Origin of the sequence: Denitratimonas organivorans, from assembly GCF_037478135.1 — a bacterium.
Classification (GTDB): Bacteria; Pseudomonadota; Gammaproteobacteria; order Xanthomonadales; family Xanthomonadaceae; genus Denitratimonas.
In genome coordinates this window covers 1-11,956 of sequence record NZ_JBBHDV010000024.1, presented here as the reverse complement: position 1 = coordinate 11,956, position 11,956 = coordinate 1, and the positions used below count along the sequence as shown (strand labels likewise).

Sequence of the window (11,956 nt, the reverse complement as noted above, 5' to 3'; positions counted from 1 at the left end):
GCACGCATGGCGATCACCGCGATCAGAACGCCGACCGGCAGCATGACGATCGCGACCAGCGCGCTGCGGGCATGGAACAGGAATACCAGGCACACCAGTGCGACGATCAGGCTCTCCTCGAGCAGCGTCGTGCGTAGCGTCTTGATCGCGCGCACGATGAGATCGGAGCGGTCGTAGACCGCCTGGACGCTGACGCCCTCGGGGAGTCCACTCGCAAGCTGGGCGATCTTGTCCTTCACCCCCCCGATCACGGCCAGGGCGTTTTCGCCGAAGCGCGCAATGACGATCCCGCCCACAACGTCGCCTTCGCCGTCCAGGTCGACGATGCCACGGCGCTCATCGGGTACCAGTTCGACCCGGGCGACGTCGCCGATCAGCACCGGTGCGCCCCCTTCGGCGCGCAGAACCAGGCTCTCGATATCCTCGATACCGCGCAGGTAGCCGCGGCCCCGCACCAGCCTCGCACTGGATGGCAGCTGGGCCGTTGCCGCCACCGCGCATCCCGCCAAGTTCGAGAGCATCGTCGAGCCCCTCGTCGGCGCCCATGTGGCGCCGCCGCCGGCGCTGGCCGAACTGTTGCAGCGCCCGGCTCACGCCGACCCGGTCCCCGCCGATTACGACGCCTTCGTCGCCGAACTGCGGCGCGAGTAAGACTCAGCGCGGCGGCAGCGGCGGCCGGTCGTTGCGCACTTCCGGCCACTGCTGGGGCACCTTTCGCACCGACTCGCGCGCATAGCCGATGTCCACCAGGGCCTGCACCAGCGCCTCGTACTCGACGTCATCGATCTGCGGCGTGCGCGCCATGATCCAGGCGTAATCGCGCTTGCTGCGCGCCACGATGGTGGCGCGATAGTCCGCATCCAGATGCACGATCACGAACTCGGCCTTGACCGGCCAGACGAAACGCATGCCCCAGACCGCATTGCCGGTGCTGGGCCGCACGAAACCCACCGGACGCATGGTTTCCAGTGGCGCATCGAAACCGCCTTCGCGGAAACGGAAGGTGGTCTGCACCCGGCCCTTGGCATCGAGCGCATAGCTTTCCACTGCATTGAACGCCTCGCGCTCGGCACGGCTGGGCACATGCGCGATGACGTACCAATCGCCCATGTAGCGCTCGATATCGACATGCGCCACCGGCGTCACCGTCGGCGGCTGATGCGCACAGCCGGCAAGCGCGGCCACGGCCATGCCGGTGATCGCCACGAGCCGGCTCATCGCCCACCCGCCTTGGCGAAACGGTAGTGCGCCACCAACCACTGCTGCCCGCCGGCATAGCCGAACAGCTCGGCGCAGGCCATCCAGAACATGCGCCAGCGCTGGAACCACAGCGCCGCCGTCGCGCCGTAGGCCGGTATCAGCACCTGCATCAGCGCATCGCGGCTCGCGTCCTGGCGTTGCAACCAGTGGTTGGCGGTGCGCTGGTAGTGGCGGCCATCCAGCAGCCAACGTTCCTCCAGCGCCAGGTCGCGCTGGAAGAACGCCAGCGTGTCGGCCGAGGGCATCAGGCCTCCGGTGAAGAAATGCCGGCCCATCCAGTTGTCGTCGCCAGCGGTTTCGAACGGATACAGCAGGGTGCGGTGGCAGAAGATGTGCACGAACAGTTGCCCCTGCGGACGCAACCAGCCGGCGATGCGCGAGAGCAGCGTCTCGTAGTTGCGCACGTGCTCGAACATCTCGATCGACACGCAGCGGTCGAAACGCTCCGCCTCCAGTTCCAGCCGATTCACGTCGCAGGTCAGCACGCGTACGTTGCGAAGGCCGCGTTCGGCACAGCGCGACAGGATGAACTCGCGTTGCGGGCGGGAGTTGGATACCGCCGTGATGTGCGCATTCGGGTAGCGCTGCGCCATCCACAGCGTCAGCGATCCCCAGCCGCAGCCCAGTTCGAGGATGTCCTGGCCATCGGCCAGCCCGGCGCGCTCGCCATACAGCGCCAGCATCGCCTCCTCAGCCTGCGCCAGGGTTTCGTCGCCGTTCGGGTAGAGGCAGCAGGAATACTTCAGCCTTGGGCCGAGACACTGCTGGAAAAAAGCCGGCGGCAGCTCGTAATGCTGTCGGTTGGCCGCATCGGGGTGGATCGCCACCGGACTGTCGCGCAATGCCGCCAACTGCCGCAGGAAGCGAGCGGACTGCGCCTCGATGCCGCCGCCCGCCTCTTCGCGCAGGCGCTGCGCGCACAGGCGTCGGATGCCCAGGCGCAACAGGGCATCGGGTACCAGGCCGCGCTCGGCCAGGCCGAGCAGGCCGGGCGCGGCGCGGTCGATGGGCAAGGCGTCCAGCGTGTGTGCCGGCAGGTCGTTGGCGGTACTCATGGAGATTTCCTCGGGAACCAGGGGAAGAACATCGGCGTCGTGCGCTGGTAGTGGTGATAGTCCTGGCCGCGCGTGCGCAGGGCCTGCATCTCGGTGAACGGAATCCCGCTCAGCCAGCGCAGGAACACGAACATCAGCACCGGCCCGCTCCAGGCCAGCCACGCCAGCGGCGAACCCACTGCCAGCAGCGCGTAGGCGAACCAGTGCAGCCATTCAAAGAAATAGTTGGGATGGCGCGAATAGCGCCACCACCCGACACGGCAGACCCGGCCACGGTTGCGCGGGTCGCGCCGGAAGCGCGCCAGTTGCGCATCGGCAACGGCCTCACCGGCCACGCTGCCCAGCCAGACCAGCACACCGGCCATCCACCACGGCGTCGGCCCATCCTGCGGATTGCGCGCCACCGCCAGGAACGGCAGTGCGAACAGCAGCACCAGCAGCGCCTGGGCCTGGAAGAAGGCGAACCAGCGCCCGCCCGCATCGCCCCAGAGCGTGCGCAGGTGCGCATAGCGGCCATCCTCGCCTTCGCTCCCCATCCGCCGCCACAGGTGAATGGCCAGACGCAGGCTCCAGGCTCCACCCAGCACCGCCAGCGTGATGCGCGACCAGAGCGCGCCATCGCCCAGCACGGCCATCAGCACCGCGGCCATGCCCACGCCTCCGGCCCAGAGCGCATCGACGATGCCGGCATTGCGCTGCCGCTGCTGCCAGGTCCAGCCGCCGGCCTGCATCAATGCCGCCAGCAACCACACCGACAACAGGGCGATTCCGACGTTCATGCGCTGATCCGTACGCCGGCATCGGCCACAAAGCCCGCTTCGCGCCGCCCCGGCTTGGCGAACAGCAAGTGCGCCACGCCGATGGAGCGCTCGCGAAAGCCGCCCTCGCAATAGGCCAGGTAGAACTCCCACATGCGGATGAAACGTTCGTCGAAACCCTGTGCACGCACCTGCGGCAACCGCGCGAGGAAACGCTCGCGCCACGCGTGCAGGGTGCGTGCATAGCAGCCGCCGAAATCGGCCAGGTGCAGCAATGCCAGATCGGTGGACCGGGTCTTGGCCGCGAGCATGGCCTGGATGGAAGGAATGAACGATCCGGGGAACACGTGGCGCTTGATGAAATCCACCGAGCGCAGCGCCTGCGCGTAGCGGTGGTCCTCGATGGTGATGGCCTGCAACAGCGCCAGGCCATCGGGCTTGAGCAACTGGCCGATCTTGGCGAAATAGCCATCCAGGTACGGCGCACCGACAGCCTCGATCATCTCGATGGACACCAGCTTGTCGAATTGCCCGGCAAGGTCGCGGTAGTCCTCCAGCAACACCGTGACGTGATCTTGCAAACCCGCCTGCACCACCCGCTCACAGGCCAGCGCATGCTGCTCGCGCGAGATCGTGGCGGTGGTGACGTGGCAGCCGTAATGGCGCGCGGCATGCAGCGCGAAGCCGCCCCAGCCGCTGCCGATTTCCACCACCCGATCGCCAGGCTGCAACTGGAGCTTGCGGCAGATGACATCGAGCTTGCGCGTGGAAGCCTGTTCCAGCGTGTCGTCCGGATGCTCGAACAGGGCCGAGGAGTACATCAGGTCCTCGGACAGGAACAGCGAGAAGAAGGCATTGCCCAGGTCGTAATGGGCCGCGATGTTGCGTCGCGCGCCGCTGCGGCTGTTGCCGCGCAGCGCATGCAGCGCGCGCATCGCCCAGCCGCCCAACCGCGCGCTGCCGCTTTCCATGCCGTCGAGCAGGTCGCGGTTGCGCACCAGCAATCGCACCAGCCCGACCAGATCGCTGCATCGCCACAGCCCATCCATGTAGGCCTCGGCCGCCCCCACGCTGCCGTTGCCGGCTACGGCATGGTAGAACCCGGGGTCGCACACTTCGACATGCACGGCGGCTTCCTTCGCATCCGGCACCCCCAATGTCACCTCGCCCAGCGCATCCGATAGCCGCAGGCCGGCACCCTGCAAGCCCGCCATCCGTTGCAGCAGGCGCGCCCGAAGGAACCTGTCGAACGCGCCGTAGCGCAGTGACGGAAGGACGGGGGTATCGGCCAGATCGCTCATGCGGAACCTCGCGGGGAATCGGAAGGGGTATCGGGATGGGGATGGAACGGCGTGCGCTTGAACCACAGACGCAGCGCCTGCCAGTGGATGGCCACGATGACCTGTGCCGTCATGGCCGGATAGCGCCACAGCACGCCGGCCAGGTTGGCGGCGGTCAACGGCTGGCGATGCAGCGACAACGTGGCGTCGAACTCGCGCCGACCCTTGTCCTGCACCTGCATGTGGACGCGCAATCGCTCGCCCGGCGGGGTGAACGCCCAGCGGTAATCGCGTTCCATAGCCATGAACGGCGAAACGTGGAAGCCCTTGGAAAACGCCCAGTGCAGGACCGAACCACGTCGCTGCGCCTGCTCCATTGGCAGCACATAGGCGTGGCGTTCGCGCCAGGGCGTGTTGGTGATCTCGGCCACGATGCAATCGAGGGTTTCGCCATCGGCGGCATGGCAGTAGTAGAAGCTCACCGGATTGAACACGTAGCCGAAATAGCGCAGATGCGTCAGCAACCGGATCGGCCCGGCGGGGCGGTATCCGATGCTGCGCTCCACCCGATCCCGCACCGCTTCGGCCAACGGCACCTGCGCCGGACCGAGGTAGTCGCTGCGGCGGAACTCGGCCACATTGCGGCCCGTGCTGGACCAGAGCCAGCGTTCGGCAAAAACCCGGTCGATCTCGTCCAGATCCAGGTACAACTGCGCCATGCGGTAGCGGAAGGCATGCGCGCGCGGTGCGTGGCGACGATGCACCACGATGCCCGAATAGATCGCGCTGTGCAGGATCGGCGCATCGTTTCCATCGGCACGGACCATCGCCGCCGCATTCATGGCTGTGCGCCCTCCATCGCCACGGACGCGGCCGGCCACGCCACGCCCAGCGCCTGCGCCACGTCCACGGCGCTGCGCATGCCGTCCTCGTGGAAGCCCCAGCCCCAATAGGCACCGGCGAACCAGGTGCGGCGCTGGCCCTGGATCTGTGCCCGCCGCGCCTGCGCCGCGACCGATGCGGCGCTGTAGACCGGATGCCGGTAGTGCATGCGCCGCAGGATGCGGGCCGGGTCGATGGCACCAGTGCGGTTCAGCGTCACCACCAGCGGCTCGGCCGCATCCAGCCCCTGCAACAGGTTCATGCAGTAGCTGACGGTGCAGGCATCGGCCGGATCGCGCGGCACGTGCGCGTTCCATGCGGCCCAGGCCTTGCGGTTGCGAGGCAGGACGCGCGCATCGGTGTGCAGCACCACGTCGTTGTCCTGATACAGGATGGCACCGAGGATGTCGGTTTCGCGCGCATCCGCGTCGGCCAGCAGGGCCAGGGCCTGATCGCTGTGGCAGGCCAGCACGGCATGGTCGAACGGCTCGTTCGCACCATCGGTGTGCACGGTCACACCCTGCGCGTGGCGATGCACCGCACGCACCGGCGTGGACAGGCGCACCGTCGCGTTCCAGTTCCTTTGCAGGGCTTGGACGTACCGTGCCGAGCCGCCCGCCACCACTCGCCACGGCGGACGCCCGCCGGCCTGCAACATCCGGTGGTTGTGCATGAACTGCACCAGATAGCGCGCCGGAAATTCCAGTACCTGCCATGAGGGCGAAGACCACAGCGCCGAGGCCATCGGCACCAGATGCTCGTCGCGGAAGACGGCACCGAAGCGATGGCGTTCCAGATACTCGCCCAGCGTTGGCCCCGGTCCATCGCCCTCCAGCAGCCGCGGGGCGATGCGATAGAAACGGAAGATATCCCTCACCATGCCGAGGAAACGCGGCGAGACCAGATTGCGGCGCTGGCAGAACAGGGCATCGAGCGAGGTGGCGTTGTATTCCAGCCCGCTGGCCGCGCTGTGTACCGAAAAGCTCATCGTCGTGGGTGCGGTGGCCACGCCCAGTTCGTCGAACATCCTCGACAACAACGGATAGTGCGGCCGGTTGTGCACGATGAAGCCGGTATCCACGGCATGGCGACGGCCAGACAGTTCGATGTCGTGGGTGTGGGTATGCCCACCCAGGCGATCGTCGGCCTCGAACAACGTCACCTGGTACCGTTGCGACAGCAGCCAGGCGCAGGCCAACCCGGCGATGCCCGATCCGACGATGGCAATGCGCAGGCTCATGGCCGCGCCCTTTCCAGCACCCGGGCCGGCACCGGCTTCAGGTCGCGCACCAGGCCCAGCCACGCCATCGCGCGCAGCCCGCAGTAGGTCAGGTCGATCTCCCACCAGAAGAAACCCTGGCGGGTCGAGGTCGGGTAGAAATGATGGTTGTTGTGCCAGCCCTCTCCGAAGGTGAGCAGCGCCAGCCAGAGGTTGTTGCGGCTGTCGTCGGCGGTATCGAAGCGGCGCGTGCCGTAGCGATGCGACAGCGAATTGATCGTGACCGTGGCGTGGAACAGCGCCACGGTGGAGACGAAGAACCCCCACACCAGCATCTGCGGCCCATCGGTGCCCAGTTGCGGCGCGATGTGCTCCAGCAGCGCGCCCAGCCCGAACAGTGCCGCCGCCAGTGCCAGCGGTACCGCGGTGTCGTAGCGATCCAGCCAGCGCAGTTCCGGGAAGCGGGCCAGATCTTGCACGCGCGATAGATCGGTACGGAAGCCTGCCGGCGTGAGGAACCAGCCCATGTGACTCCACAGCAGACCGCGCACCCGGGGCGAATGCGGATCGCCTGGGGTGTCGGCATGACGATGATGGTGGCGATGATGCGCCGCCCACCAAAGTGGCCCGCGCTGCACACAGGAGGCACCGACCAGCGCGAAGACGAACTGCATCGTGCGCGAGGTACGGAACGTGCGATGGGAAAAATAACGGTGGTAGAACCCGGTCAGCGCGAACATGCGCAGCGCGTACAACACCACCGCCGTCGCCAGCGCCACCGGAGAAACGCCGACCACGAAAACGCCCAGGCAGCCCAGGTGCAGCACGATGAAGGGCATCGCGCGCAGCCAGTCGATGCGGGTATCGTCGCCGTTTCCGGCCTTGATCGGATCGGATTGGGTATCGAACCAGTGCCGTATCGAGGCAAACATGCCGCTTGCCGCCATTTTCCGCTCCTCCGTCATCGCCCGCCTTCCGCCTTGATCGTTGCAGTGCTTACGCAGGCGTGCGGGAATTGGATGCAGGTGCCGGGCGGATTCTTTCGCGCTGACCGCGCATCCGGCTCAGGTACGACAACGCCCGTCCAGCGGCACCTGCAATGCATCCAGCGCCTGCTGCCGCGATGCGGCCTGTTCGTGCAGCTCCTGCGCAAACACGATCCGCACCGGCCGATGCCTGCCGCGCGCATCGCGAATGCTGCCGGTTCCCTCGAAGCGCAGCAGGCGGCGATCGGATTCACGGTAGAACACGCGGGTCTGCGGCGCGGCGAACCCGTACCAGGCATCCAGCCGCATCTGGAACCCGATTTCGCCCACGCCCGCACCCTCACCATGCTGACGCAACCGCACCGGAAACTGGCGCAACGCACTGGGCAACAGGAACCTGGCCTGGTGCCGTGAGCCGGCAAGAAGATCATCCCAGTGCGTGCGGACATAGGCATCGAAGCCGGCATCGATCACCGTACCTGCGTCGGGCACGGACGCCTGCGCCATGACAATGGCATCGGCATCGGCCTGCCAGAACGCCTCGCGTCCGCCCGCCACGCCGCGCACTCCTTCGCGGTAACCATCGCGCGCATCCAGCAACTCGAAATCCGGCGACGCCGCAGCGGCGGTTTCCCGCACCTTTTTGCGTGCGAAAGGCAGGCCATCCGGGCAGCGGTACAACACGATGCGGGTCGCGATGCCGTCGATCTCCAGGCGCCAGTGTTCCTCGCGGTAGAGCAGCGCCCCACCCTCCAGCGGATACGCCAGCCCGACCTGGGGCTGCGCCGACGCGACGGCGGCCCCGGCGCATCCGAGCAGGACGAAAAAAGCGCGTGCGACGATCAAATGGATGGCTCCGGACAGAATGCTGCCTGCCGTTACGCGCATCGAACGCCATCGGATGCATCCACCACGCGCCATGCCGCGTAAAGTTCGCCACCCTTGCAACGAGCCGTTCCCACGATGACCCACGCCCTGGTCTGGTTCCGAAACGATCTGCGCCTGGCCGACAATCCCGCCCTGCACGCGGCGCTGCGGGCCGATCTGGTGCCGGTACCGGTGTACATCCATGCGCCGGAGGAAGAAGGCGACTGGGCGCCGGGTGCCGCATCCGATACTTGGCGTCACCGCTCGCTGAAGGCACTGGCCGCCGACCTGGAAACACGCGGCTCGCGCCTGCACCTGTTTCGCGGCCCGTCGCTGGATACCTTGCGGGCGATACAGGCGCAGACAGGCGCACGAGCCGTGTTCTGGAACCGGCGCTACGAACCGGCCATCGAGGCGCGCGACACGATCGTCAAGCGCAGCCTGCAACACCTCGGCGTGCAAGCGCAGAGCCACAACGGCGCGCTGCTGTTCGAACCCTGGCAGGTGGAGACCAAGAGCGGCGATCCCTACCGCGTCTTCACCCCCTTCTGGCGCACCGCACTGGCGCACTGGCGACTGCCCGCCTGTACCCAGGCACCCGCACGCCTGCCCGCACCGCCGGCGATTCCCGGCGTGCTCACGATAGACGCGCTGCAACTTTCACCAAGCCTGCCCTGGGACGCCGGTTTCTGGTCGCGTTGGACCCCGGGCGAACAGGGCGCGCACGCCGCACTGGCGCGCTTTTCGGCCCACGCGCTGGACGGCTACCACCACCAGCGCGACCGGCCGGATACTCCCGGCACCTCGCGCCTGTCGCCGCACCTGCATTTCGGCGAGATCGCACCCTGGCGCGTCGTGCATCACCTCGAAAACAACCCCGCCGTGGCGGACCGTGACGCCTACCTGCGCGAACTGGGCTGGCGCGAATTCGCCCACCACCTGCTGCACCACTTCCCACATACGCCCGAAACCAACTTCAACCCGCGCTTCGATGATTTCCCCTGGATGCAACCGGCACCGGATCAACTGGCGGCCTGGCAGCAGGGCCGCACCGGCATCCCCATCGTCGATGCCGGCATGCGCGAGTTGTGGCACACCGGCTGGATGCACAACCGCGTGCGCATGATCGTGGCCAGCCTGCTGACCAAGAACCTGCGCCTGCACTGGCGGCATGGCGCGCGCTGGTTCTGGGACACGCTGCTGGATGCCAGCCTGGCCAACAACTCGCTCGGCTGGCAATGGGTGGCCGGCACCGGTGCCGATGCCGCGCCCTACTACCGCGTATTCAATCCGGTGCTGCAGGCGCAGAAGTTCGATCCGCAGGGCGACTACATCGCGCGCTGGGTGCCGGAACTGGCGGCGCTGCCCCCGGCACACCGCCATGCCCCATGGACCGGAGGAACGCCTCCGCGCGACTATCCGCCCCCCATCGTGGACCTGGCATCCAGCCGCCAGGCCGCGCTGGATGCCCTGGAACGCACCCGCGCCCGACACACCGCGTCCTCGGATGCATCCGATCGGCCCTCCCCTGCGTAGATACCGACATGGGCGGCTATGGATCATCTGAACAAGTCCTTTCCCGTCATTCCAGCGAAAGCTGGAATCCATTTTTTTCAATGAGTTGAGCAAGAGCTGGATCCCAGCTTTCGCTGGGATGACGACTTGTTCAGACCTTCCCTATCGGCCCGCCATCGCCACGACCTATCATGCGACTCACCCACAGCAGCGGAAAAATCGCGTCGCTCCAGGCGCTGAACCGTGTGAACCGACCACGTCCATCACGGCACGACGACGACGCCTTCTGGTCCGCCCAGATGGCCAGGGTGGCCGCAACGCAGAATGCGGACGGCTTCATGGGTATCTACGACCACTTCGCGCCCCGGCTGCATCGGTACCTGCTTGGCCTGAAACTGCCGGCGGCCCAGGCCGAGGAACTGGTGCAGGAGGCCATGCTGCGTGCCTGGCGCAATGCCGCCACCTTCGATCCGGCGTTGGCCGGGCTGTCCACCTGGCTGTTCCGCATCGCACGCAACCTGCACATCGACGCCAACCGACGCCAGGGCGGCTGGCAACCTGCCGATGACGACATCGAACTCATGGAGATCGGCCGCGACGACGAAGACGGCCCCGATGCCCGCGCCGACCACGCCACCCTGGCCCGTGCCATCGACATGCTGCCCGCGGAGGCGGCGCGGATGATCCGCATGTCGTACCTGGAATCCAGGAGTCACAGCGAAATCGCCGCCGAACTTCGCCTGCCGCTGGGCACGGTCAAATCCACCCTGCGCCGCGCCTTCGAGAAGCTCAAGACCGCCCTGGTCAATGATCCGGAGCCGTCCCGATGAACCCGCATCATCACCTGGACCATTCCACCCTGATCGGCTACGCCTGCGGCGCACTGCCGACGGGATTCGCCGTGGTCGCGCGCGCGCACCTGGACATCTGCCGCGAATGCCGCCGGCACCTGCGCCTGGCCGAGGGCATCGGGGGCCAGTTGCTGCGCCAGCAGGAAGGCGAACCGCTGCCCGACGCCGCACGCCAGAACATGCTCGCCCGCTTGCAGACTGAACCATCGTCCCTGCCCTCCCCCCCGCGCCCCGCACCCGTCCGGCACGATCCGGACCTGCTGCCCGCGGCCCTGCATCCGTATTTCGGCGAGCGCTACAGTCGCCTGCGCTGGCGTGCGATCGGCCCCGGCGTGCAGGTGATCCGCGCCGCCCAAGTGCAGGACAGCGACCTGATCCTGCTGCGCAGCGCGGCCGGACGCAGCATCCCGATGCACAGCCACGGCCAGAACGAACTGACCATGATCCTGCAAGGTGCCTACGACGACACGCTCGGCCACTTCGCTCCCGGCGACGTGGCCGACCTGGATTGCGACATCGAACACCAGCCCGTCACCGCCCCGGGCGTGCCCTGCATCTGCGTGGCGGCGACCGACGCGCCGCTGCGCTTTTCCAGCTGGCTGGCGCGGATGCTGCAGCCCTTGTTCCGGCTCTGATCTCGCTGGCCGGCCCCTCGCGCGTGGAAGAACGCGCCCCCCGCTCACGCAAGCCCATCAAGCACCCGCTGCCCGCCGTCACATCCATTCGCTACACTGCTGCAATGAATGTCGGACTTCTCCTTGTCGCCCACCCCGGCGCGGCCTCGCATTACGCCGGACTGCTGGAGCGCCTGCTCGGGCGCGTACCTGTGCCATTGGGGCATTTTGAGCTGGATTTTGATGCCGATGTGGAGGCCAGCCTGCCGGTCGCCAGCAGCGCGATGCGGCGTGTGGATCAGGGTGATGGCGTGCTTATCCTCACCGATCTGTACGGTGCCTCGCCAAGCAATCTGGCGGCGCGCCTGACCCAACTGGGCACCCCGGCGCGGCGTGTCTCCGGCTTGAATCTGCCGATGCTGTTGCGGGTCTGCAATTACCCTGAACTTCCCCTCGATGAACTTGCCCGCACCGCCGTGGCAGGCGGCAAAACCGGAGTCATCCTCGACCATGCGTGAGCGCGAACTTTCCATCGTCAACACGCTCGGCCTGCACGCACGTGCCGCCGCCAAGGTGGTCAACCTGCTGGCTGGCGTATAGGAAGTTCAAACGCCCTTTTCGGGCAGTCTGCTGGGTAGGCGGCGGTCGCGCAAGCCCCGTTTTGGGCAC

Annotated in this window: 14 protein-coding genes and 1 pseudogene; 6 read left to right on the top strand and 9 right to left on the bottom strand. The window is 67.1% G+C overall.

Translation table 11 applies throughout. From position 1 onward, the window contains the following. A partial coding sequence (locus WDB66_RS15125; RefSeq protein WP_339399433.1) for an efflux RND transporter permease subunit occupies positions 1–521 on the bottom strand: 521 nt, incomplete at its 3' end. On the opposite strand from WDB66_RS15125, the pseudogene WDB66_RS15120 reads away from it, so the two are divergent. Next, positions 472–651: pseudogene (locus WDB66_RS15120) on the top strand (threonine synthase); the annotation flags it as partial. The gene WDB66_RS15125 and the pseudogene WDB66_RS15120 sit on opposite strands and share 50 nt — an antisense overlap. 3 nt (positions 652–654) lie before the next feature. On the opposite strand, the gene WDB66_RS15115 reads toward WDB66_RS15120, so the two are convergent. The 8 genes from WDB66_RS15115 to WDB66_RS15080 form a co-directional block, all read right to left on the bottom strand. After that, positions 655–1,218, bottom strand: a complete 564-nt coding sequence (locus WDB66_RS15115; RefSeq protein WP_339399432.1) for a lipocalin family protein — start codon at positions 1,216–1,218, stop codon at positions 655–657. Beyond that, on the bottom strand, positions 1,215–2,315 hold the full coding sequence (locus tag WDB66_RS15110) for an SAM-dependent methyltransferase (protein WP_339399431.1): 1,101 nt from the start codon (positions 2,313–2,315) through the stop codon (positions 1,215–1,217). The genes WDB66_RS15115 and WDB66_RS15110 overlap by 4 nt, the downstream gene beginning before the upstream one ends. Further along, a complete protein-coding gene (locus tag WDB66_RS15105; protein ID WP_339399430.1) occupies positions 2,312–3,094 on the bottom strand; it encodes a DUF1295 domain-containing protein in 783 nt (260 codons plus the stop codon). The genes WDB66_RS15110 and WDB66_RS15105 overlap by 4 nt, the downstream gene beginning before the upstream one ends. Beyond that, complete coding sequence (locus WDB66_RS15100; protein WP_339399429.1) at positions 3,091–4,374, bottom strand: class I SAM-dependent methyltransferase; 1,284 nt, start codon at positions 4,372–4,374, stop codon at positions 3,091–3,093. Before WDB66_RS15100 ends, WDB66_RS15105 begins: the two co-directional genes overlap by 4 nt. Continuing rightward, on the bottom strand, positions 4,371–5,150 hold the full coding sequence (locus tag WDB66_RS15095) for a DUF1365 domain-containing protein (RefSeq protein WP_339399435.1): 780 nt from the start codon (positions 5,148–5,150) through the stop codon (positions 4,371–4,373). Before WDB66_RS15095 ends, WDB66_RS15100 begins: the two co-directional genes overlap by 4 nt. 41 nt (positions 5,151–5,191) lie before the next feature. Next, positions 5,192–6,475, bottom strand: a complete 1,284-nt coding sequence (locus WDB66_RS15090) for an NAD(P)/FAD-dependent oxidoreductase (protein ID WP_339399428.1) — start codon at positions 6,473–6,475, stop codon at positions 5,192–5,194. Then, positions 6,472–7,386: an acyl-CoA desaturase gene (locus tag WDB66_RS15085; protein ID WP_339399427.1), complete on the bottom strand. Its 915-nt coding sequence runs from the start codon at positions 7,384–7,386 to the stop codon at positions 6,472–6,474. Before WDB66_RS15085 ends, WDB66_RS15090 begins: the two co-directional genes overlap by 4 nt. A gap of 132 nt (positions 7,387–7,518) precedes the next feature. Further along, on the bottom strand, positions 7,519–8,286 hold the full coding sequence (locus WDB66_RS15080; RefSeq protein ID WP_339399426.1) for a hypothetical protein: 768 nt from the start codon (positions 8,284–8,286) through the stop codon (positions 7,519–7,521). Between the two features lie 117 nt (positions 8,287–8,403). Between WDB66_RS15080 and WDB66_RS15075 the strand changes: the two genes are divergently transcribed. The 5 genes from WDB66_RS15075 to WDB66_RS15055 all read left to right on the top strand — a co-directional run bounded on the left by WDB66_RS15075 (position 8,404) and on the right by WDB66_RS15055 (position 11,887). Next, positions 8,404–9,843: a cryptochrome/photolyase family protein gene (locus WDB66_RS15075; RefSeq protein WP_339399425.1), complete on the top strand. Its 1,440-nt coding sequence runs from the start codon at positions 8,404–8,406 to the stop codon at positions 9,841–9,843. Between the two features lie 170 nt (positions 9,844–10,013). Further along, entirely contained in the window at positions 10,014–10,652 is a 639-nt protein-coding gene (locus tag WDB66_RS15070) for a sigma-70 family RNA polymerase sigma factor (RefSeq protein WP_339399424.1), read from the top strand. After that, entirely contained in the window at positions 10,649–11,308 is a 660-nt protein-coding gene (locus tag WDB66_RS15065) for a ChrR family anti-sigma-E factor (RefSeq protein WP_339399423.1), read from the top strand. The genes WDB66_RS15070 and WDB66_RS15065 overlap by 4 nt, the downstream gene beginning before the upstream one ends. A 104-nt stretch (positions 11,309–11,412) precedes the next feature. Then, the gene (locus tag WDB66_RS15060; RefSeq protein WP_339399434.1) at positions 11,413–11,805 is read left to right on the top strand and encodes a PTS sugar transporter subunit IIA; all 393 of its coding nucleotides are present in this window, start codon (positions 11,413–11,415) and stop codon (positions 11,803–11,805) included. Further along, positions 11,798–11,887, top strand: a complete 90-nt coding sequence (locus WDB66_RS15055) for an HPr family phosphocarrier protein (RefSeq protein ID WP_339399422.1) — start codon at positions 11,798–11,800, stop codon at positions 11,885–11,887. Before WDB66_RS15060 ends, WDB66_RS15055 begins: the two co-directional genes overlap by 8 nt. Positions 11,888–11,956 lie beyond the last annotated feature (69 nt).